Raw genomic sequence first — 22,499 nt, forward strand, 5'->3', positions numbered from 1 at the left:
TCAATACGACCCGGTAAAAAACCGGGTCGCTTTATTTAAGGAGGGGAAGACTTGCAGTCACCATCGAAGCGACAGTCTGGAGAAGGGGTGTCAGACAAGCGTCAAGGTCACCTTGATATTGCCTTGTGTCGCATTTGAATAGGGGCACACGATGTGAGCCTTCTCAACCAGGCGCTCGGCAACATTGCGGGGCAAACCGGGTATCGAGATCTTCAGTTCGACCTCAATGCCAAATCCACTGGGAATAGGACCAATGCCCACATAACCATCAATGACCGTTTCGACAGGCAGCTTCACCTTTTCGTTTGCCGCCACAAAACCGAGCGCGCCCAAGAAACAGGCCGAATAGCCCGCAGCAAACAACTGCTCCGGGTTGCTGCCCGCCGCCCCGTCCCCACCCAAGGTTTTGGGCATTGTCAGCTTCACATCCAGAACCCGGTCCGCCGTGAATACTCGCCCTTCTCTGCCGCCACTCGCCTGGGCATGCGCGACATATAACGTTTTTTCAACTGGCATATAAATCTCCACAATCAGATGCAGCGGTTTTAAAAGGCTTGATAGAACGTCACAGACTCTTATTTGGCACGACGCATGGTTTCTTCCAAGCGAGCAATCAACTGGGCTTGGGAAACTTCACCGACGGCAAGCAGCGCCCGCGATCCTTTTCGTTCAACCAGGATGCTGGGAAATGCATTGACGCCCCAACTGCGGCAACTCTTGAACTCCTGCTCCACCCGTCGTTTCATCATGGGCGAGTCGAACAGCAACGCGAATTCGGAAAAGCTCAAACCCAGGTCGCCACAGACACTCTGATAAAACGTCGGTTGCGTAGGGTCTTGGCCTTCAACATAAAACTTATATTGAACTGCCCTGAAGAAATCCAACGCGGTGAACGTTTCAAGTTCCTGCAATTTAATCATCATCGCGGCAGTGACTACCGCGCGGCAGGACGGTTCGGTATCGTAATTAAACGTATCTCTTGCCAATAAGTCCCCGCCAAAAGGCTGGCCGGTCACTTGCTGGATATGCGCCCACTCTTTTCTCAGGAACGCTTTAAAGGGCTCAGTCCATGGGTCGCCACCGCCCGCCCGAAGGCCGCCGACTGTCAAGACAAAATCGATGCCTTGTGCTGAACAATAAGCAGCCAGGCCTGCAATGGCTGGAGAAATCCCCCAGCACCAGGAGCACATCGGATCGCCGACATAGTGCACAACAAACCCGGTTTGCTGTCTGCCTGAAGCCAAGCCAAGGGCGCTCGCCTCGCCATCCACTGAACAGATGCGCGACTCAGTATCACACTTAATCATTTCAAGCCCTCAGCACTTATACATCCACAAACCAGAAACCGGCCAACTTCGATTGCACAAAGTTAATGCACTATCAGGTTTTGAAAAACATATAAAAACTTAAAGGACTAATAAACTTTATTGAAATAAAGAGTACAGTCGCCGACAAGCCGGCGCCAGCCAAAGAGCAGCTCAGTTCCTCGGACTATGCCGATCAATCAGTTCACGCAAGACTTCCTTGAGGGCCTCGATTTTCTTCGCCTCGAAAGGGGCCAGAATCTCACGTTCGTGTTTCTCAGCCAGGGCAACCAGGCCGCCAACCAAACGTCGCCCCGTAGGCGTGACACGCACCAGGGTGTAGCGGCGATCATCCAGGCTGGTGGAACGCTCGACATACCGCTGTGCCTCAAGCCTGGTCAGCAGCCGGGTGACGGTAGGCTGCTTGCTTACCGTGGTCTGGGCAAGCGCGGAAATAGTCATGGCGCCATCACTGGCCAACGTAGACAGCACCCGCCACTCCAGTACCGAGAGCCCATGCTGCTCGACGATTGCATGAAACTGGGTGGAGACCAGATACCAGGCCTGGCCGAGTAATGCGGGCAAATAGTTATCAACAAACGCCTTCGTTCTAGCCATTCCAATCGTCGCCTCGTCCTCTGCCTGAACCGGCGACGATTCTATCTCCTTTGGCTCATGCGGGGGGGAATTACCCCTGCCCCGCGACACGCCTCAATACCTCCCGGACAGCAACGAGCCAAAACCGGGTACGGCCGTTTTCAGCCCCAGGCGCTTGAGCATCTGATAAGTCGTGGCCACCGAGGAGGAAATCACCGGCAATCCTGTTCGATCCTCAATCGGCTGGATCGAGGGCAACGAGGGCATCTGCACACATGCCGAAGCGACAATGGCATCCACGCCGTTGGTATTGAGCTTGCGGGTGATCTCGATAGGGGCACGGGGATCTTGCCGGCCGACCTCCAGGTTGTCAGCAATTTCCAGCGAAATGCTGTCCACGACTTCAATCCCCTCGCTCTCGATGTAATCAATCACCAGTTTGGTCAGAGGCTTCATGTAGGGCGTCAGGATGGCCACCTTCTTCGCACCGATCGCTTGCAACCCAGTCACCAGTGCCCCGGCGCTGGTGACCACCGGCACCGGGCAACCGTTTTCCAGGGTGCGCTGGTAAAGGCGCTGCTCAGAAAGGCGATGATAGCCATGCCCCATGCTCATGATTGCGACCAGACATGCATAGCCGAGTACATCGACGTGGGCATCGGATAGCTCCAGCGCACAACGGTCACTATCGGCATCCATGGCCGCCAGCTCATCCCGGGTCACCTGCTTCATCCGCATCCGACTTGAGTGAAACGTAAAACGTTCAGGCTCCAACAGCTCCCGCGCGCGCAGGATCGCAGGGATCTCGGTTTCCATGGTGGTGTTGGAGCTTGGCACGATTTGGCCGATCCGGTAGTAACGGGAAGTCGTCATGGTTGAAACTCCTGATTGGGCTCGATTGATGGTTCGTCCACGCCGCCGATGTCCTCGAAACGGGCCGACTGTTGCGGACGGCGATTGACACGCAGATCGAAGATGTCAAAGCGGTTGTAATGACCGGCAATGTCGTGCATTTGCCGGGGCTGGATGCAGCGCGACAGATCGATCTCGGCGTAGACAATGCCTTCCTCGTCAATCAGCGGCTGGCCGATCACCCGCCCGTCCGGGCCGAGAATTGCGGAAAAGGCACTGTTGCGACGGGTGAGCAAGGCCCGCGCCTGGGGATAATCGGGTTCGAGCGCCTGGATAATCTCTTCGCTGACCGTCGAGCATGAAACGACCGTGAACAGCTTGCCCTCGAAACAGTGCGCAGCCGCACGTACTTTGATGGCCTCAGCCATGTCGTAGTCGGACGGCGCCACGGGCAAGGAGATGTAGCTGGCGACATGCACCAGCTCCCCATCGGCGATCAAGGCAAACCGTGCCAGGGTGTTGGTGTTCTCGCCACACGCCAAGGCGCCGAGGGGCCCCACCGTGGTGCTGTGGACGCGCAGCGCCGAAGCATCGCCAGGCGCCCAGGTCAGTTTTTCGGCCCAGGTCGGTACGAGCTTACGGTGCCGGCCAAGGATCCGCCCCTCATCGGAAATAGTCACCAGGGTGTTGTAGAGCGTGCCCACACCCTGGCTGTTACGCTCGTTGACGCCTACGACAACATTGATGTGATGGCGCGCCGCAGCCTGGGCAATCTTGGCGATCTCCGGGCCGGGAATCTCGATCGCCGAGCGCATAAGCTTCTCGAACCATGGGCTGCCTTCAATCGGGCTGCCCATCCAGTTCCAATAGGGATAACCCGCCACGAAAACCTCGGGAAACGCCACCAGTTGCGCGCCGTTGTCGGCGGCCTCCTCAATCAGGCGGATCACTTTGTCGACAGTGGCGTCGGTGTCCAGGAAAACAGGGGCTGTCTGTACCGCTGCAGCCTTGAATCGGGGTAGTTCAAGCATGACAGTTCATCCGATTGTGCGCGAAGGAGTCGGGCCAACCGCGCCGGGTTGGCCCGGTGCTTACGGCTGCTTGCCCTGGCGGGGTTCGTCGCCTACGGCGATCACGGGATTGCGTAGCGTGCCGATCTGTTCGACCCACGCCTCCACCACATCGCCCGGCCACAACCATTCTTGCGGCGTACGCCCGGCGCCTACGCCCGCCGGTGTGCCGGTGGCAATAATGTCTCCCGGCTCCAGGGTGATACCGGCACTGATATCCGCAATCAACGTGGGGATGTTGAACAACAGATGGCGGGTATTGGAGCTCTGCTTCTCCACGCCATTGACCTTGAGGCTCAGGTTCAGGTTGTGCGGATCGCTGATCTCATCGGCGGTGACAATGACCGGCCCCAGTGGTGCATAGGTGTCTTGCCCCTTGGAGTAGATCCATTGCCCGGCGCGCCGGTTGTCACGGGCACTGATGTCGTTGAGCACGGTGTAGCCAAACACGTGGCCCAGCGCCTGGGCCTCGCCCACACACTTGGCTCGTCTGCCGATGATCACCGCCAACTCCACCTCCCAGTCCATCTGCCGGGTAATGGCCGCGTTGTGTTCGATGGCATCGCCCGGGCCGATCACCGTGGTCGGCGGTTTGGAAAAAATCACCGGCTGCGTAGGCAACTCCTTGGACGTATCCAGCGTGCGGCTGGACTCCGCCACGTGCTCGACATAGTTCAGGCCGATGCCGAAGATGTTCTTGCGCGGACGCGGGATGGGCGCAAGCAGCTTGACATTGACCAAGGGTAAAGCCACGCCCGACGGCCACTTGCCTGCGCAGCTGTCGAGCAGCGCCGTCGTCGAGGCCACGGCATGGGGGCCCAGGTCGATAAAGTCGAGGATGTTGTCCGGCAGAGCCTGGCCCGAGTGCTGGCCCAGGTGCTGCAGATCAATCACCAGATCGCCCACGATGGCCCCCAGTCGGGCGGCGGCACTCACATGGGCGCGATAGGTTACGAGTCGCATGGTCGAAATTCTCCAGGTTAATACAGCAGGGTAATGTTCCAGGCCCGGGCTAGGCGGGTGGCAGCACCGGTTGGTGGCCGCCGTTGTCGGCCAGCGCCTCCTCGCGGTACAGGTCCAGTTTTTCCATGACCGGAAGGTCGCTGAAACAGAACAGGCAGGCGTCGTCGCTCTGGGAGGCGTTGACATGCTCATGCCAGGCCCAGGACGGCACGCAGAAAATGTCACGCTCCTGCCAGTCAAAACGCTGGCCATTGATGATGGAGTAGCCTCTTCCCTTGGCCACCTGGTAGATGAAACTGCCGGTATGGCGATGGGCCTTGCCCACGAACCCCGGGCGCAGCAGTTGCATGCTCGCGCCGATAGTCGCCAAGACATGGCCGCCATTGACGGGGCTGGTGTAATGCATCAACGCCCCATCGAAAGGGTTGTCGTCACGGGCTGCGGAATAGCGTCGCAGTGCCTCGTAGGTCGGTTCCCACTGGTACTTGAACAAGGGTGAATAGGGTTTGCTCCAACCGATGTTCTCCGGTCGCAGGCCGGGCGCGCTCCACAGGCTCACCAAGTCGTCGACCGGGTAGCCGATCGCCTGCTGCAAGTCCGGGTGTACGGCATAGAACCCGGCCTCCAGGGCATTGACCAGGGGAATGTCCAGGCCGTCCTGCCAGATACACGGCAGACCGTCCTCCTCCACCCCGTGTTCATGCCAGGTCCCGTTGGGCGTCAGGACAAAATCGTTGGCGCCCAGTGTCATCTTATGGCCGTCGACAATGGTGTAGGCCCCACGCCCTTCCATGATGAAACGCAACGCCGAAGACGAATGCGCATGCGCAGAGGCCCGCTCGCCCGGGTGCATCACTTGCAACCCGGAGTACAACCAGCCGACCGCCGCCGACACTTCGGTGCGCCCAGGATTATTCAGGTAGATCACGCGGCGCCCGGCCTTTTCCGGAGTCACCAGCGTGACCGAGCGCAGCACATGCTCACGCAGGTCACGGTAGCGCCAGAGCACCGGCACAGATTCGGACTTGGGCTGCCAGGGCTCGATTTTGTTGGCCACCGTCCACAGCGCGCCGGTCTTCAACTGGTCCAGTTCACGGTAATAGGCCAGCAGTTCCGGTGTGTCTTCCACGTCGGCGCGCCCCACAATGCCTTCGCGGTATTGGTCATACGAGGTTGTCATGGTCTTTCTCCTCTTTCAGGATGCCGTGGGCACTCGGCCCTCAGGACTTGCTTCGGGTGAAGCTACGCTCAAGCGGGTCTTTGCCCCATTGATAGGGCAGTGGCCATTCGACGTCTTGCCAGCCCAGCCTCGCGCTCTCTCTCAGGAGCCAGGCCGAATCCGCCAGATGCGAGCGCGACAAGGCACACAGGTCCGCACGCCCCGAGGCGATGATGCTGTTAATCTGGTCGGCTTCAGTGATCGCCCCCACCGCGATGGTGGGTACATGGGCCTCGTTGCGGATCCGGTCGGCAAACGGAACCTGGAACATACGGCCATAGACCGGCTGCTGGCCCGCGACCACCTCTCCCGACGACGCATCCACCATGTCGGCGCCGCCTTCACACAAACGCCGGGCGATCTCTACGGCGTCATCCACCTGGGTGCCGCCCGGGGCCCAATCCGTAGCCGAGATGCGTACCGAGATCGGCAAATGGTCCGGCCAGGCCTGGCGTATGGCTGCCAGTACCTGGAGCGGGAAACGCAGGCGATTGGCCAATGAGCCGCCGTACTCGTCGCTGCGCTGATTGGTCAACGGGGAGATGAAGCTTGAGAGCAGGAACCCGTGCCCGGCCTGCAGTTCAAGCCAGTCAAAACCGGCCTCCGCGGCGCGGCGTGCGGCATCGGCGAACTGCTTGCAGGTGCGCGCCAGGTCATCGTGGGTCGCTTCGTGCGGCACCTGCGAGATCCCCTCCAGGTACGGCAACGGGCTTGCGCTGATCAACGGCCAGTTGCCATCAGCCTGCGGATAGTCGGCCTTTTCCCAGCCCAACTGTGTAGAGCCGCGGCGTCCGGCGTGATTGAGCTGCACGCCGATTTGCGCCCCACTTTCGGCATGCACAAAGTCGGTGATTTTTTTCCACGCCACGACCTGCTCTGCATTCCACAAGCCGGGATCGCCTGCCGTGATACGGGCCTGCGGGGAAATCGCCGTGGCTTCCGCCAAGACCAACCCGGCGCCACCCAGGGCCTGGCCACCGAGATGGACCAGGTGGAAGTTCCCCGCAAGGCCATCCTGGCTGGAGTACAGCAACGTGGGTGAGACCACCACCCGATTCCTCAACGTTACACCGCGCACCGTGTAGGGCGTCAGAAACGGCGGACGCGGCCTCTCCCCTGGGGCCATCGGCACGCCCGCCCGCTGCGCCAGCCACCGCTCATAGCCTTCCAGCCACTGAGGGTCGCGCAAGCGCAGATTCTCGTGGGAAATACGTTGCGATCGGGTCAACACCGAGTAGGCAAACTGCTCCGGTTCTAAATTGGCATAACGCGCCACGTTCTCGAACCATTCAGTGGAGTTGCGCGCCGCGTTCTGGATCTTCAACACCTCGATGCCACGCACCTTCTCGTAATGCGCCAGGCGTTCACTCAGGTCTCCCCCCGCCTTGAGGGTGTTGCACAACTCGATAGCATCCTCCAGTGCCAGCTTGGTGCCCGAACCGATCGAGAAATGCGCGGTATGGGCCGCATCGCCCATCAGGACTACCGGTACGTCGCCGCCTTGCGGGCCATTGGGCTGGGTCCAATGCACCCATTTGCCACAGATCACCCGTGGGAAGCGGATCCAGATTGCCGCGCCACGCAGGTGAGAGGCATTTGAAAGCAGCGGTTCGCCGTCAAGCCAAGGGGCGAATAGCTTTTCACAATAAGCGATCCCCTCCTCCTGGGACATTTTGTCGATGCCCGCCGCCTGCCAGGTGGCATCGGTCGTTTCGACGATGAACGTAGAAAGGCCCTCCTCGAACTGGTAAGCGTGGGCCTGGAACCAGCCATGCTCGGTCGGCACAAACAGAAAAGTGAAGGCCTCGAAGACCTTGTGCGTCCCCAGCCAAACGAAGCGGCAATGGCGTTGGTCGATGTCTGGCTGGTAGGTCTGCGCATAGCGGGTGCGCACCGGGCTGTTGATACCATCGGAGGCGATCACCAGGTCGGCGTTGTACTGGCGCGCAATCGCCTGATCGTCTGTGACCTGGGTTTCAAAGACCAGTTCGACCCCCACCTCCTCACAGCGCGCCTGCAGGATATTGAGCAGCTTCTTGCGGCCAATGCCGATAAAGCCATGACCGGCGCTGCGTACCAGGCGGTCCTTGAAATGGATGTCGATATCGTCCCAACGGCTGAACGCATCGGCGATGGTCTGCGCGGACACCGGGTCAGCTTCGCGCAGGTTGTCCAAGGTCGCATCGGAGAAGACCACCCCCCAACCGAAGGTGTCGTAAGGTCGATTGCGCTCGACCACGACAATCTCATTGGCCGGGTTGTGCAACTTCATCAGCAAACCGAAGTACAGGCCGGCGGGACCGCCGCCGATGCAGGCAATTTTCACATTGCGCTCCTTTCACTATTGTCTTTATGGGAGGTAGAGGACGCCGTCAGCGCCAGCCGCAACAGGCCCGGCAACTCGATGGCCTGATGACTGTCCAGGGAGGTCGAGACCAGCACCTGCGTGACCTTCATGCGCACCTGCCCCTCAAGGTCGGTACACCCCAGCGCCAGGGTCAGCGACTTGCCGCCAAGCCTGATCACTTCCAGGCTCAGCAAGACGTCGTCGCCCATGCGGCTGATGGCCTGGAAGTCAGCTTCAAGGTGTACGGTCGGCAAGCCGAAACGCAGCTTGCCGATGTAACCGGCGAAGCCCACCTCGGGCAGCAGCTCGTCGATCCAGGACTCCAGCAGGTTGTTGAACATCACGAAATATTGCGGGTAGAACACGATGCCCGCCGGGTCGCACTCGGCGAAGCGGATACGGTGTTCACGGACGAATTTGCTTGGATTCATAAGAAACTATCCTTGGAAAGATAAGGCATGGCGTTGCAAGCATTCGCGCAACTGGTGGCCGTGTTCATCGGCCAATGCTGCGTCGCGCAGCTCACGCAACGTCGTCGGCGCCAGGTAACGGGAGTGCCGGTCCACCACGGCCATCAACGTTTCGTAGTTCTTCAGGCCGCGGGCGTGGGTGTCGCTGTAGCCCTTGACCAGACGCTGGCAGTGCGCAGCTTCCAGGGCCAACGCAGGATCCATCACAGCCAGTGTTCGCAGGCGTTGCAGCCAGGCGTCAATGCGGGCGTTTTCCTGGCTGTAGCGCAGCGTCACACGGCGCCAGCGGCGCCAGCGCGACAGCCCGTAGAGCAGGAGGAAGCCGCTCAGGGAGCTGGTCTTGATCGTGCGCCCCTGCTGGGTGAAACGGGCCACCAGGCGATGGGTCCGATGGGGTTTGGCCAGCCAGCGGCCCAGGCCCGCCGGTAAGGTCTCGCAGATTTCTTCGATACGCGGGTGCATATACTCTTCAATCGCCAGGACCTGGTCGGCTTTGGAGCGCACCTCGGTACGCACCCGCTCGAAGCGGCTGCCACGGGTCTTGAGGTCAGCCACCCGGATGGTGTCCTCGTAGGACATCCACAGCGCCAGGTAGCGGGCCGTTTCCCGCAGCAACGCCACGTCCCCGCCGCCGGGGGCGGCGGCCTGCGTTTCGAGCCGGTCCAGGTACAGGCGGGCGTAGTCCGGGTCCTGGTAATCGATGAGGCGGCGCACACCTTCGACGGCGATCTGCACCACTCCGCTCGGTAGCCCCCATGCCCGGTCGGCCAGCCCGGCAACCACCGGGTGCCGCGGCTGCGATGCCTCAGGGCGCGGCGCTGCAACCTGCGGTTCTTGTGCTTCGTCCTGGGTCATGCGCGCCCGGGTATAACCCGCCTCAAAAGCCTGCAGGCTGGGTTTGACGCCAACCCCCCCGCGCTCAATCGTGGCCTGGAACTGTGCACGGTTGAACGGCAGTACCCCTGTGCCGCTGAGGGCGCCGAACAACACGGCGCTGATGACGCTGCCCGTGCGCTCGGCCATCTGCTCCATATTGAAGCTGACAAAACTTTTGGCGGCGCGGCTCGCCTGCTGCAACAGCGCCTCGCTGTCGACCCGGCCATCGCCCATCGCCGACTTCTCGGCAATCGAATAGACCCGGTGGGTCGAGGTCACCAGGGTGGTCCGGTCACGGGTAACAAAACCGCGTTGCACCGCTCGCCCCGCCTCCATCAGTTCCGAGGCCAGCACGATATCGACATCCCCCGGCAACGGCGCCTGCGCGAGCACCGGCACCCTGGCTTGCGGGGCATCGGCACCGGGGAACAGTTCAACGTAGTAAATCGTCGCGCCGGTACGCTGGGCGACCCCCGGAACAGAGGTGGTCTGCGCGAAATAGCCGTTTGCCTCTCCCAGGTCGACAATCCAGTCGGCGAGTACCCCTCCGCCCTCGCCGCCCATGGCGAGAATGGCAATCTTGATCGGCTCACTGGGCATAAACAGACTCCACAACAGGGTCGACGCACATACCGGCGCCCATGACAGATTGATAATTGCCAGCACTGGACCACAGGCGCACAGGCACGCGCCGTCCCCCAAGGCTGGGCTCACAGAAAAAAATCGAGGATTGATTCATCATGAACACCTCGCCGGGCGTGTGGGCAGCAGGAACACCGCCGCAGCGGCCACCAGGCCTACCAGCGCAAACGCAATGAAGTTCCAGGCCTGGCCAATCCCGCTTCCGGCCACGTAGCCACCCAACAGCGGCCCGCTCATCGCGCCAAATCGCGCAAAACCCAAGCCCCAGCCGGTCGCGGCCGCACGCACCCGCGGCGGGTAGTAGTCGGCCAGGTAGCCCGTCAGAATCAGCGAGGCGCCAATGCTCCCCAGGCCCGCAATGGCAACCAGCGCATAGTTCACACCCAGGGTATTGCGCGCAGCCAGGGCAAAGACGGCCAGCGCCCCCACCAGGTAGAACACCCCGACCACCGCCTGCACACCGAAGTGATCTGCCGCACGCCCCAGAAACAGGCCCCCCAGCGCCGAGGCCAGGCTGAACATGATCAACAGCCCCAGGCTGGAGCCCAGGTCGTAACCACTCTGGCGCATGATCGAAGGCAACCAGGTGTTGAGGCCGTAGATCAGCAACAGGCCGCAGAACAACGCCACCCAGAAGCAGGCCGTTGCCCGCAGGTGTTGGCGCGCAAACACCTCGGCCAGTACCTGTCGCCACCCCGGTTGTTGACTGTCTGGCTGCGGCGCCCGCCCGGGCACCACCATCTGCAAGCGCGTGGCGAGCCTGGCGGCATCCTCTGCACGCCCTTGCCCGACCAGGAACTCAAGCGACTCAGGCAGCATGCGCGCCATCGGCCACAGCAACAGCACCGGCAGCACGCCGACGGCAATCACCCCACGCCACCCCTGGGTAGGCAGCAACCAGATCGCAGCGGCGGCGGCGCACAAAATGCCCAGCGAATAGCCCGAATACATCAGCCCGTAATTGAAGCTGCGGCGCTCGGCTCGCGAATACTCGACGGTCAGGGCCGCGGCAACCGGAATCACACCGCCCAGGCCCAATCCACCGACAAACCGAAAGAAGCCGAACCAGGCCGGCGTGGGCGCCCAGGCAGCGCCCGCCATCATCAGCGAGAACACCAGTACGCACAGCAACAGCATGCGGCGGCGCCCAAGCAGCTCACTGAGCATCCCCACCAGCAGCGCGCCGAAAAACATGCCAATCATCGCGTAGCTGCCGAGCATCCCCAGTTCCCACGGCGTCAGGTTCCAGGCCTTGTCCTGCGCCAGTGCCGGCAGGATCGCGCCCATCACGCCCACGTCGTACCCCTCAAACAAGATGGCCAGCCAGCACACAAGCAGGACTCTGGCCGTGACCCTGGAAGGTGGGCCGGGCTCGGTCACCCGGCTCATAGGGCATACCGGGATCGACGGCGGGCATCGGCGTCCTGCAACCAGCCAATGACGGTGATCCGCACACGCTGGCTGAATCGGTCCCACCACGTCGGGTTACTGACAATCTGCGCCCGATAAAACGATGGGCAGAGCACCGCGGCATGGGCCACCTCGCCACAGTTGCCACACCCCACGCAGCTCTCCATCACCATGGCCACCGGGTCTTGGCGCAACGGGTCCGGGTTATCGCGGATAGACAAGGAAGGGCAGCCGGACAGGCGGATGCAGGAGTGATCGCCAGTGCAGGTATCCGGGTCGATACCGAAGCGCTCGCGCACCACCCGTTGGCCATCGGCCAGGGCCTTGCGCACGACCTTCTTCTCTCGACGCTGCAGATTGAGCATGCATTCGCTCTGCGCGATGAGCACCTTTGGCCCCGCCTCCTGGGTGGTCAAGGCTTCGCGCAGGGTGGATACCATGGCTTTGAGATCATAGGTGCGCTTGATGGTACGCACCCATTCGACCCCCACCCCCTTGACCGCTTTCTCGATTTCATGGCCGGTGCTGCGCGAGGCGTTGAGTGCTCGCGACGACAGCACGTCCTGGCCGCCGGTAGCCGAGGCGTAGTTGTTGTCGATGATGATCGTCAGGTTGTCACTGCGATTGAACACCGCATTGGCGACTCCGCTGGTCAGGCCGTTGTGCCAGAACCCCCCATCCCCCATCAGCGAGATGGCACGCTTGGTCGCAGGTGCAGAGCCGGGGGCCACGCTGAAAGCCGCCGAACTGGCGCCGCCCAGGCCGTACCCCATGGTCGTGCTGCCGAGGTTGAAGGGCGGCAGGATCGAAAACAGATGGCAGCCGATGTCGGCACTGATGTGATGCTTGCCCAGCTCACGCTCGACCAACTTGATGGCCGTGAAAATCGGGCGCTCCGGGCAGCCAGTGCACAGGCCTGGCGGCCGCGCATGAACGATCTGCTCCAGGGATTGCACGCCCGCCCCCTCGGCGGGCGGCGCTTCGACCGGCAACATCACAATCGGGATGCCAAGCGGCGGCTGCGGGACTTGCACGAGACCATAGCGTTCCAGAAAGGCCCGCACGCCCGCGAGCACGGTCGCGGTGTTGTAATCCCCGGCCAGGGGCAGCACATCCTTGCCATGCAAGGCGGTCTGCGACCCCAGCTGGCGCAGGATCGCCGAAACGTTTTGCTCCACAAAATTGGGCTGGCCTTCTTCCAGCAGCAAGATGGCACGCTTGCCCTTGCAGAAGCGTTCAAACTCCTCGTCGACCAGCGGGTAGGCCACATTCATGACGTACAAGGGGATGTGCGAAGCCCCGTAGACATCGGACAGCCCCAGCTTCTGCAACGCACGGATCAGCGTGTTGTAGTTCCCCCCCTGCAAGGCGATGCCGACATCTGCCGCGCCTTCGCTGAAGAACTCGTTGAGCTGGCGTTCCTGGATGAAACGGATCGCGGCCGGCCAGCGCTGCTGGATTTTCTCCCGCTCGTGCAGGAAGCTCGCGGGTGGCAGGACGATACGGTTGATGTCCCGCGCAGGATTTTCCAGGGCATCCTTGACCGTAAACGCCGGCGGGCGGTTATCGGAGGCCACAAACTGACCATGCAGGTGGCAAGAGCGAATGCGCATCTGCAACATCACCGGGGTATTGCTGGCCTCTGACAGATCGAAGCCATCCTTGACCGCCTGCACGATGCTTGGCAGGTTCGGCCGTGGGTCGAGCAACCACATTTGCGACTTCATCGCGAACGCGTGGCTGCGCTCCTGCATGATCGAGGAGCCCTCGCCATAATCCTCACCCACGATGACCAACGCACCGCCCGTGACCCCGCCCGACGCCAGGTTGGCCAGCGCATCGGAGGCTACGTTGGTCCCCACCGTCGCCTTGAAGGTGATCGCGCCGCGCAATGGATAGTTGACTGACGCCGCCAGCATCGCCGCCGCAGTGGCCTCGCTGGCACTGTTTTCAAAGCGGATGCCATATTCCCCCAGAATGTCTTGGGCATCCGAGAGCACGTCCATCAAGTGCGAGATGGGCGACCCCTGGTATCCCCCGACATACGCCACACCCGACTCCAGTAGCGCCTTGGTGACCGCCAGGATGCCTTCGCCGCTGAACATCTCACCCGCGCCGGCACGCAGCTTCTTCACTTCCTGGACAAAGGATCGCTCGGCCATGTTGCTTATCTCTCAGATCAAGTGAACAAAACTGCCTATGGCCTCTACCTTCATCTGAGGCGCAGGTTGCGTCAATACATGAATAATCATGCAAATGATCTTGCTGCAAGATCTGGATAGAGGTGGCAGTACGAGGATAAACACAGGCCAGATCCAAGGCCCCATGCCCGTAAGCAACACTGGGAGCTGACGTGTTTTCGCCTTGAATGACGCTGACGATAGCCTTTGTTTAAAGGGTATATGGGCCATCATGACGAAGCGTTCGTGCTTGCTGAACGCACCGTTTATCAACCATGCCCATGATGCATTGCATTTTCCGGCAGGCCGTGCGATTAATAATTTATCACCGAAAAACAATATGAATAATCATATTAAATATCGGAAAACCGCGTCGCGCATGCGCCTCCGGCAAGCGCAGTCGAGGTTGTTTTTCATAACAATAATCAGGCTGATAGCCGGCCAAGCTCCGAGAGGGGTAGCACCCGTGCAGAACATTCCGACCTCCACCTATTCGCCCGTGCGTGGGCAGGCCGCCATTTTTTCGACTGAACGAGTCCTGAATGAGCCGGAACGCCTGCTTTTTGCGTCCGCCGACCTGGAGCAAGTGCGCTCCATGGTCGGCCAGGTCATCGCCAATCATCACTTGAAGCAGACCCATGGAACCGAGCGCCTGGACGCGCGCATGCATTACCTGCCCCTGGGCGACATCTCGCTGAGCCGCCTGCGCTACGGTGCCCATGTGCAAATCGAGCGTGGTCCCCTGGAGCATTGTTTTCTGGTGCAAATGCCTGTCCAGGGTTGCGCCGTGATTGAAAGCGGTGGCCAGCGTATCGAGTCGTCACTGGAGCTCGCTTCGGTCCTGAGCCCGGGAGACGAAGCGAAAATGCAGTGGAGTGGCGATAGCGACCAGATCATGCTGAGGATCTCGCGCTCATTGGTCGAACGCACATTGGTTGGGTACCTGGGCCATCCATTGGAACACCCCCTGCGTTTCGACCTCGGGTTCCGCTGGCAGGATTCAGGCCCCTGGCGGTGCCTGCTCTCCTACCTGCTCGATTGTGCAACCCAGTATCCAGCCCTTGCCCAACACAAGCTGGTCACGGCACAGATCGAGCAACTGACCGCCTCAATCCTGCTGACGACCCATAAACACAATCACAGTGAAAACGCCCCGGCTCGGCGCAGCACCATACTCCCCCGGCATGTCCGCCGTGCCCAGGACTACCTGCGTGCGCACGCCCATGAGCCGATCAGTGCCGAGCAACTGGCACAGGCTGCCGGGGTCAGCTTGCGCAGCCTATACAGTGGCTTCAGGGATTTTCTGGGCATCAGCCCGATGCAGCATCTGCGCGAACTGCGCATGGAACGTGTCCGTAGCGAGCTGATCGGCGGCGAGGTCACCAACATCGCAGGCGTCGCGTTGCGCTGGGGGTTCACGCACATGGGCCGGTTCAGCAATGACTACAAACTGCGCTACCGCGAAACACCCAGCCAGACCCTACGTCGACATTGAGTCCTCTGGACTTCGATGCCGCTTTCGCCCTTCTCCCACTGGAGGATTCAATGTGATTACTCAAACAGTTACAGCCCCCCATTTCGGGCTCACGGTTCCCGACCTGGAGGCTGCAATCCGCTGGTACGTCAGCACACTGGGCTTTCGCCTGCTCGCCGGCCCCCTGGAGGTCAGTGAGCATGGCAGTGAGCTGGGTAAAGCGGCTCAAGCCATCTACGGCAAGGGATTCGAACAGTTCCGCTTTGCCCACCTGGCGACGCCAGACAACATCGGACTGGAGCTTTTCCAGTTCAAAGCGACACCGTCACAGCCCAACGAGAACAACTTCGAGTTCTGGCTCGGCGGCTACAACCATATGGGCCTGACCGCCGTCAATGTCGCCCAGGCGGTCGCGGGTGTCGTGGCAGCAGGAGGCAAGGATCGCAGCGGTGTCCTGATGATCAACCCGCACAAGGGCCATGAGATTGCCTACTGCCAGGATCCTTGGGGAACGATCATCGAGTTCTGCTCACACCCCTATGTCAGCATGTGGGAGCAAGCTGGCGACCCTGTGCCCTCTTCTCTTTAAGGCATGAGCCTCTACGTCGCGCTCTAGTGGTCTTTGGGCATGTGCATGCGCTCGTTGCTGCGCTGACGATCACTTGGGGTTGCGCCCTGACGGCGGAGCCCCAAGTGCCAACCCAGCCAAACAGCTATCTGACGGGCGCTATCTCATTGGCCACCAGGGTACCCGACCCCGCCCCCAGCCCTGGGCCCGGATGGGTTGAGGCGCCGATATGAAACAGATTCCCCACGTGCGTGCGGTTGCCGCGGGCTTGCCCGGTACTGGCCAATGGTCGCAGCCAGAAGAATTGATCCGGCGAACAAATCCCCGAATAAGGATCCCCTCCCACCAGGTTGCAATTGAGCGCTTCGAGGTCCGCCGGTGAATAGGCCCGCCGGCCCACAATCAACCCGCCCAAGCCCGGCATGATCCGTTCCAGGCGAGCCTGCACCCGGTCAGCGAAGGCTTCACGCACCCCCGCGTTCCATTGGCCATCTGCGGGCACTGCAATCTCACCCGCCGCATCCCCCTTCAGGCGCGAGGGCAGTTCCTGCAACTGCACCCACAAGATCCAGGCGCCTGTCGGAGCGCGCGAAGGATCGACCGCCACCGGCTGGCCGATGGCGAGTGTCGGCCTTGCGGGCAACAAGCCGTTGTTGGCCTCGGTCACCGAGGCACAGACTTGCTCCATGCCCTCGGTCAAGTGCACCAGAGGCACCTTGAGCAATTCCGCTTCTCGCCACGCCGGCGGGGCACTCAGGGCAAAGTGCAGTTGCATACCGCCACGGCCATAGCGATAACCCTGGGCACGCTCGCGCAGCGCCGGCGGGGCATTTACCAGCAATCCACCGTAAAGCTGCTGGGGGGTGACGTTGCACACCACCGCGTCACGGGCCTGAAAATGGCGCCCATCGGACAACCGCACCCCCGTGGCCCGCGCCTTGCGCTTCTGCCCCTCGACGAGCACACGCTCGACATGGGCATTGGCCAGCAATTGCCCGCCATTGACCACAATGACCTGCGCCAGCGCCTCGACCAGGCGGATGCCACCGCCCTTGATCACCGGCATTCCTCCATTGACCACCGAGGCAAAGGTCAGTTTGCCGATCAACGCCGAGCTCGCATCATCCGGCCCCAGGCCCGAATGCAGGGTCCAGGGGGCAATCAAGGCTCGGGTGGTGTCCGAGCGCACTGTGCGCTCAGACCAGCGACGAAAGCTTTCCAGGGCCTCGGCAGTAAATGCCATCAAGCCATCCAGCCCACGTTTTCTCCACTCACTGAACAGCAAGCGGAGCAGGCCAAGCCCGTAAGGGTTTTTACCCAGGAGGCCAAAGGTCAAGGCCGCATCCCGGCCGAACAGATGCCCGGCCATCAGCGCTATGGCCTGGCCATCCCCTGGCTCCAGTGCATCGAGCCGGCGCACCGTATCAGCCAGGTCAGCCTTGAGGGCCAGGCCAGCGCCATCCGGTCGCACCAGGCCGGTGGAGTACTCGCTGGACAGCACTTCCAGCCCAGCCTGTTCCAGCGCAGGCCTGAGCTCGGCGTAGGCCGCACTGCCCACGAACAGCGGGTGCCATGATGACAAGACTTCGTGCTGGTAGCCGGTAAACAGCTGCTCGGTACGGATACAGCCGCCAAACCGATCATTGCGCTCCAACACCAGCACGCGCTTGCCACGCACGGCCAGCAGGGCTGCACCGACCAGGGAGTTAATCCCACTGCCGACAAAAATAACCTGAGGATCCGCTTGTGCCGTCATCCCCTACTCCACCAGTGCCAAGACGCGTAAAGGGCTGCCGGAGCCGCCTTCGATCTTCAGAGGGGCAGAGATAATCAACGCCCCCTGAGGAGGCAACTGATCCAGGTTCTTGAGGCATTGCAAACCATAGCGGTTGGCACCGTGCATCAACGTATGACAAGGGTAAGCCAACGGCCAGGTGTAGGACTGGCCGGCGTCGGTATTGATGGTCTCGACACCGAAACCGTGCACATCGCGCTGCTCAATCAGCCACTCGACGGCCTCGCGGGTCGGGCCTGGGGTATGCGCACCATCCTCACGCATATTGAGAAAAGCCGCCGCATCATGTGCCCGGTGCGACCAGTCGGTGCGCAAAAACACCCAGGCGCCCTTGGGGATTGGGCCGTGACACCGCTCCCACTCCATCAGGAACGGCACGGTCAACAGCCAGTCGTCATTGGCAAGCACCTGGGCACTGGCATTTATCACTACTGCCGGTGCAATAAAGTTCTCCACAGCAATGGTGTCGACGCTGCTATCGGGGCAATCGCGCCCGGAAATCCAGTGCACGGGGGCATCAAAGTGCGTGCCGGTATGCTCACCACAGGTAAAGTTGTTCCAGTACCAGCCAGGCCCGGACTCATCGTAGAGCGAGATGCGCTCGATCTTGAACGACGCGACCTGGCCAAACTGCGCAGGCAATTGCAGGCTCGGAAAGGAAGGCGACAGGGTTTGTGTCAGGTCGATGACACGTATCCCGCCGCACGCAAGCTGTGCTGTCAGTGCAGGCAATAGAGTTGTAGTTGGGGTTGCCATTCAGGGACCTCTGGCCATTGGATTGAAGGTAACGCGATGCCTTGACTATGGGCGTGAAAGCCGGCGAGCGCCTATCCAGACCTCGCTCTGGCTATCCGGTGAATGCTTGTTTTATCGCCCGGCGTTCGTTGCCCTGATTTAGCTGCGTCGTACTTCGCCGTCAATCACGGGCTTGCTGCTCATCAGCACACTGAGCAGCGGATAGAGCAAAAATGACGAGAGCAGCGAGGTCACAAACTCAATCGGCATCCAGGCCTTGACCCCATAGCGCGCCAAGACAAAACCGACGGCCACGGTAATGAGCCCCGGCCAATTGATCTCGACGATGCCAACCTGCATGCGCCGCGGCGCGACCCAGAAATAGTCGGCGATGATGATGCCGGCGAAACAGGTGGTCAGTACGCCGAGCACGGTAATGAAGCCATTGACCCAATCGAGGATCGAACCGACCAGCATCAGACACGCCAAGACATTGGACAGGATGACAAAGGTCAAGCGCCCAGGCCGCCAGCCGATTGTCACGTCAAACAGGTTGGTCAGGGATAACGAGGAACTATAGGTGTTGAGCACCTGGGCTTTTCCCTGGGCCAGAAACAGCAGCACCGCGCCCAGCGACCCGCCAAACACAATAAATGCCGCTGCGACGCTATCGGGGCTTTGCAGTACCGTCTGGACGGCATCGGCATGGGGCACCCCCCGCGAAACGTAGTAGCTGACCAATTGCTCGGTGCCGGCGTACATCAGAATCGCACCGACCAAGAGCATGACGATGTCCATGAACAGGTTGCCAAAAAAAGCAGCAATCAACACATCCCGGGAAGATCGCGCATAACGCCCCAGATCCCCATCAATCAAGGCCAGCGCGCCGGCAGAGCCGATCAGCACATTCACGCAAAAGCCAAACTTGCCCCATGGCGTATCGGCCCCCATCTTGACCAGGACCTCCTCAGGGAACTGCGCCCCGAAACTCACGACATCGCTCCAGTTCTGGCCTGATGAATGGATCACGTCAAACAGCATGTAGCCCAGCAACAGCAGAAACGCGATGAGGGTATAGGACGCCACTTTCGAGACCAGTTCAAACCCGAAGGCCGTCAGCAGGACCCACACCGCCGTCATCACGGTGTAGACAAGCACTTGCAGCCACAGGGTGTCATCAAGGTCCAGCCAAAAAATCAGCCCCTTGTAAAGCAGAGCGTTTTCCAGCGCGATGAACCCTATGATCATGAAACCGAACGTCAAGGCCACGACAGCTGATCCTCGTCGTCCGAAACCATGCTGACGAGCCAACATGGAGCTGGCCAAGCCCGTTTTATAAGCGACGTGGCCCACCCCCCATCCCAGCAGAGCCCCCACGACCGTCACCAGCAGCCCGGCCAGCACCCCCATCCAGATACCCGCCACAAAAGTCACCAGTGCGCCGATGAATATCTGTATCAATGTCGTCACGATACCGGTGGTACTCCAGGACAACTGCAACCAGCCATGCCGGGCATCTTCGGGCACGGGGCTCAGGGAGTGATCGTCAGTCGTGGATTGAGTAGAAGCCATAAAACGTCCTCAAGAAATGTCCAATTTAAAATCAGACTTATTATTCGTAGTAAAACCGTACACCCACATGCAGCACACTTTGTTCTCGGTCGCTGGAAACACCGTAGGCGCCCGAGATATAGGCACTTTGATCATCGCCACCGGTAATTTGATATACCGCAGAAACATAGGCATCCCAGTTCTTGTTGAAGCGATAGTCGTAGGTAACGCCCACTTGATTCGCCATGTTTTTATTGAGCCTGGCATTACCCTTCAGATACATGTAATTGGCATATAACGAAGAGTGAGTAGTCACGGGGACGAGCGCGCCAATCGCGTAAGAATCGATAGCGCCATGGCTATACGTGTTTTCTGTGCGGGTATACAGCGCGTCGCCTATAAACGAAGAAAAATCGTAGGCGGCACCCACACCGTAGTTACGTATACCATCACGCCCACGATTGATGGCTCGATGGCGCGAGTCAGTGTAGGCGGCCATTACGCGAAGCGGTGACTGGATATACTTGACACTGAAACTGCGGGTTTTCCCATAGCGGATATTACTGCCAGGGTCTCCATCCCCATGCATGACGCCGAAGCTGAAACCGTTGAAGTCAGGGCTGAGGTACTTGACGGCCCTGTCCGTGGGAAATCCGGCGGCCACCCGGTTATAGTCAATCGAACCAGTAGGCAGCCCAAGGTTGAAAAAGGGCCCCGCTTGCAACTGCAGCAAAGGCACGTTACGAAGCTTCTCGCCCCATCGATCAACCGCCAGGGTCTCAAACATGAAATCCCATTGCTTCCCCACGGTGACCTGGCCGAAGTCCGAATCCAAACCCGCAAACATCTGCCGGGAGAAAAGCCCATCACCGGTTATTTTCAGATCCTGCAAAGAGTAACCGGACTCGACCTTTAGCACCCCGGCATAACCATTGCCCAATTCCTTTCTGGCCTTGATGCCAATAAAGTTAGGGGCCAGCCGCCCCTCCTGATAATGATACTGTTGTTCACCATTAATATTACTGGTTGAACTCCAGCCGATATCAGTCAATATATAGGGTTTGAAAAAGTCATCTGCAACGCTTTGACCACATACCAAAAATAATAACGATACACACCCGACACCTTTCATGCTTCGCCCCTGCTTTTATTGTTTTTCGAGCATTTTTTATTTTAAGCAGGCGGTACTACCCGACTGCCGGGCAATTAAAGTCGACGGTGCTGCGTCGTCGCTATCCCGGCAATCCAATATTTTTATCCATCCCGTATTCATTAAAGACAACGAAATCCGAAAAAAAGAACGGGTTATCCTAATCGTGCAGTTTTCCAAACCTTGGTTAATTTCCGCTGTTGGCCGGCATGTTAAAAGTCATGTGCTTATACGCGCACGCCAAGGGTCATTTACGATGAGCTCATTAAAGCCACAGACCGGCACACTCAACCACCCGATAACTCACATTGAATTCTGCGATTCGCAGAGGGCCCAGTCGTGGATGACGACCCTGTTCGGGCCCCATAGCCTGAATGTACATTCGCCAGACAGAATCCACTTCAGGCACACGCTCCGCTTATTGCAAGCCGCCACGGTCGGCTATATCGAATATGGCACCGACCTCACTGTCAGCGTCGACGCACAAGACACGTTGCAAAGCTACAGTGTTGAACTTCCCATTCAAGGCCACCAGCGATGGGAGAGTGCACATCAGAGCATTGTGTCCGATCAGCACAACGGGCTGATCCTCTCCTCCAATATCCACCAGGAACTTCATCTATCCGGCGACTGCAAAAAAATCCAAATCGTGATTCCACGGTCGTTAATGCGCGCGAACCTGGAAAGCCTTCTGCATCGGCCGATCCAGGAAGACCTGCAATTTGTGCCGAGCATGAGCAGTACGCTCGGCACATCGGCGGGCTGGTGGAGAATGGCACGACACTTTATCGATGAAGCCTGTCACGCCGACAGTTATCTGGAACACCAGGGGCTGGCCAGTGAAATAGAATCTGTCTTGGTCAAAGGGCTGATACTGGCGCAGCCCAATAATTACTCATGTGCCCTGAACAAGGTCCTTCAGGCCAACCTCCCCGGCTTTCTTCAACGGGCCATCAACTTTATCCACCGCCATGCCAAGGAAGAGATCAAGCTCAATGCCATCGTCGCGAGCAGTGGCGTCTCCCGGCTCACCCTGTTCAAGGGGTTCAAAAAACACATCGGCGTGCCTCCAATGTTCTACATCCGCCGCTACCGCCTCGGGGAGATCAGGAAGACCATCATGCGCGATCGCTCCAACTCACAAATATCAAGGATCGCCATGGACTGGGGTTACACCCACCTGGGGCGCTTTGCTTCAGACTACCGTAAGTTTTTTGGTGAATGCCCAAGCCACACAGCCAAGCATCGCCAGTCAAAAGAACCCGACGCAATCGTCACTCATCGGCAAACTTGAGC

Annotated in this window: 19 protein-coding genes; 3 read left to right on the plus strand and 16 right to left on the minus strand. The window is 59.9% G+C overall.

From position 1 onward, the window contains the following. Positions 1-90: 90 nt before the first annotated feature. The 12 genes from HZ99_RS06960 to HZ99_RS07015 form a co-directional block, all read right to left on the minus strand. On the minus strand, positions 91-516 hold the full coding sequence (locus HZ99_RS06960; RefSeq protein ID WP_038441995.1) for an organic hydroperoxide resistance protein: 426 nt from the start codon (positions 514-516) through the stop codon (positions 91-93). Between the two features lie 59 nt (positions 517-575). After that, positions 576-1,307, minus strand: coding sequence for a DsbA family protein (locus HZ99_RS06965; RefSeq protein ID WP_038441996.1), 732 nt, complete (start codon positions 1,305-1,307; stop codon positions 576-578). A 171-nt stretch (positions 1,308-1,478) separates the two neighbouring features. Next, positions 1,479-1,922, minus strand: a complete 444-nt coding sequence (locus tag HZ99_RS06970; protein ID WP_038447976.1) for a MarR family winged helix-turn-helix transcriptional regulator — start codon at positions 1,920-1,922, stop codon at positions 1,479-1,481. Between the two features lie 93 nt (positions 1,923-2,015). After that, on the minus strand, positions 2,016-2,774 hold the full coding sequence (locus HZ99_RS06975) for an aspartate/glutamate racemase family protein (protein WP_038441997.1): 759 nt from the start codon (positions 2,772-2,774) through the stop codon (positions 2,016-2,018). Beyond that, complete coding sequence (locus tag HZ99_RS06980; RefSeq protein WP_038441998.1) at positions 2,771-3,784, minus strand: carbon-nitrogen hydrolase family protein; 1,014 nt, start codon at positions 3,782-3,784, stop codon at positions 2,771-2,773. Before HZ99_RS06980 ends, HZ99_RS06975 begins: the two co-directional genes overlap by 4 nt. A gap of 60 nt (positions 3,785-3,844) precedes the next feature. Then, on the minus strand, positions 3,845-4,786 hold the full coding sequence (locus tag HZ99_RS06985; RefSeq protein ID WP_038441999.1) for a fumarylacetoacetate hydrolase family protein: 942 nt from the start codon (positions 4,784-4,786) through the stop codon (positions 3,845-3,847). A gap of 49 nt (positions 4,787-4,835) precedes the next feature. After that, the gene (locus tag HZ99_RS06990; protein ID WP_038442000.1) at positions 4,836-5,966 is read right to left on the minus strand and encodes a cupin domain-containing protein; all 1,131 of its coding nucleotides are present in this window, start codon (positions 5,964-5,966) and stop codon (positions 4,836-4,838) included. Positions 5,967-6,006: 40 nt separating this feature from the next. Next, complete coding sequence (locus HZ99_RS06995; RefSeq protein WP_038442001.1) at positions 6,007-8,331, minus strand: bifunctional salicylyl-CoA 5-hydroxylase/oxidoreductase; 2,325 nt, start codon at positions 8,329-8,331, stop codon at positions 6,007-6,009. Next, a complete protein-coding gene (locus HZ99_RS07000) occupies positions 8,328-8,783 on the minus strand; it encodes an acyl-CoA thioesterase (RefSeq protein ID WP_038442002.1) in 456 nt (151 codons plus the stop codon). Before HZ99_RS07000 ends, HZ99_RS06995 begins: the two co-directional genes overlap by 4 nt. Positions 8,784-8,789: 6 nt before the next feature. Then, positions 8,790-10,412 (minus strand): indolepyruvate oxidoreductase subunit beta family protein, encoded by a 1,623-nt coding sequence (locus tag HZ99_RS07005; protein ID WP_235205572.1) that lies wholly within the window; start codon positions 10,410-10,412, stop codon positions 8,790-8,792. Between the two features lie 24 nt (positions 10,413-10,436). Beyond that, positions 10,437-11,729 (minus strand): MFS transporter, encoded by a 1,293-nt coding sequence (locus tag HZ99_RS07010; RefSeq protein WP_038442004.1) that lies wholly within the window; start codon positions 11,727-11,729, stop codon positions 10,437-10,439. Continuing rightward, on the minus strand, positions 11,726-13,912 hold the full coding sequence (locus HZ99_RS07015) for an indolepyruvate ferredoxin oxidoreductase subunit alpha (protein WP_038442005.1): 2,187 nt from the start codon (positions 13,910-13,912) through the stop codon (positions 11,726-11,728). Before HZ99_RS07015 ends, HZ99_RS07010 begins: the two co-directional genes overlap by 4 nt. 484 nt (positions 13,913-14,396) lie before the next feature. On the opposite strand from HZ99_RS07015, the gene HZ99_RS07020 reads away from it, so the two are divergent. Both HZ99_RS07020 and HZ99_RS07025 read left to right on the plus strand, forming a co-directional pair. Continuing rightward, entirely contained in the window at positions 14,397-15,425 is a 1,029-nt protein-coding gene (locus HZ99_RS07020) for an AraC family transcriptional regulator (protein WP_200876632.1), read from the plus strand. A 52-nt stretch (positions 15,426-15,477) separates the two neighbouring features. After that, positions 15,478-15,993 carry a VOC family protein gene (locus tag HZ99_RS07025; RefSeq protein WP_051903101.1) on the plus strand — a complete coding sequence of 172 codons (516 nt, stop codon included), beginning with the start codon at positions 15,478-15,480 and terminating at the stop codon, positions 15,991-15,993. Between the two features lie 124 nt (positions 15,994-16,117). On the opposite strand, the gene HZ99_RS07030 is transcribed toward HZ99_RS07025, so the two are convergent. The 4 genes from HZ99_RS07030 to HZ99_RS07045 all read right to left on the minus strand — a co-directional run bounded on the left by HZ99_RS07030 (position 16,118) and on the right by HZ99_RS07045 (position 21,185). Further along, the gene (locus HZ99_RS07030; RefSeq protein ID WP_038442006.1) at positions 16,118-17,728 is read right to left on the minus strand and encodes a phytoene desaturase family protein; all 1,611 of its coding nucleotides are present in this window, start codon (positions 17,726-17,728) and stop codon (positions 16,118-16,120) included. Between the two features lie 3 nt (positions 17,729-17,731). Continuing rightward, a complete protein-coding gene (locus HZ99_RS07035; protein WP_038442007.1) occupies positions 17,732-18,523 on the minus strand; it encodes a cyclase family protein in 792 nt (263 codons plus the stop codon). A 138-nt stretch (positions 18,524-18,661) separates the two neighbouring features. Continuing rightward, a complete protein-coding gene (locus HZ99_RS07040; RefSeq protein WP_051903103.1) occupies positions 18,662-20,074 on the minus strand; it encodes a purine-cytosine permease family protein in 1,413 nt (470 codons plus the stop codon). 40 nt (positions 20,075-20,114) lie between these two features. Continuing rightward, positions 20,115-21,185 (minus strand): porin, encoded by a 1,071-nt coding sequence (locus HZ99_RS07045; protein ID WP_051903104.1) that lies wholly within the window; start codon positions 21,183-21,185, stop codon positions 20,115-20,117. On the opposite strand from HZ99_RS07045, the gene HZ99_RS07050 reads away from it, so the two are divergent. Next, complete coding sequence (locus HZ99_RS07050; RefSeq protein WP_080727684.1) at positions 21,184-22,497, plus strand: AraC family transcriptional regulator; 1,314 nt, start codon at positions 21,184-21,186, stop codon at positions 22,495-22,497. The two genes, HZ99_RS07045 and HZ99_RS07050, sit on opposite strands and share 2 nt — an antisense overlap. Positions 22,498-22,499: the final 2 nt, after the last annotated feature.

Source organism: Pseudomonas fluorescens (assembly GCF_000730425.1).
Lineage (GTDB): Bacteria > Pseudomonadota > Gammaproteobacteria > Pseudomonadales > Pseudomonadaceae > Aquipseudomonas > Aquipseudomonas fluorescens_X.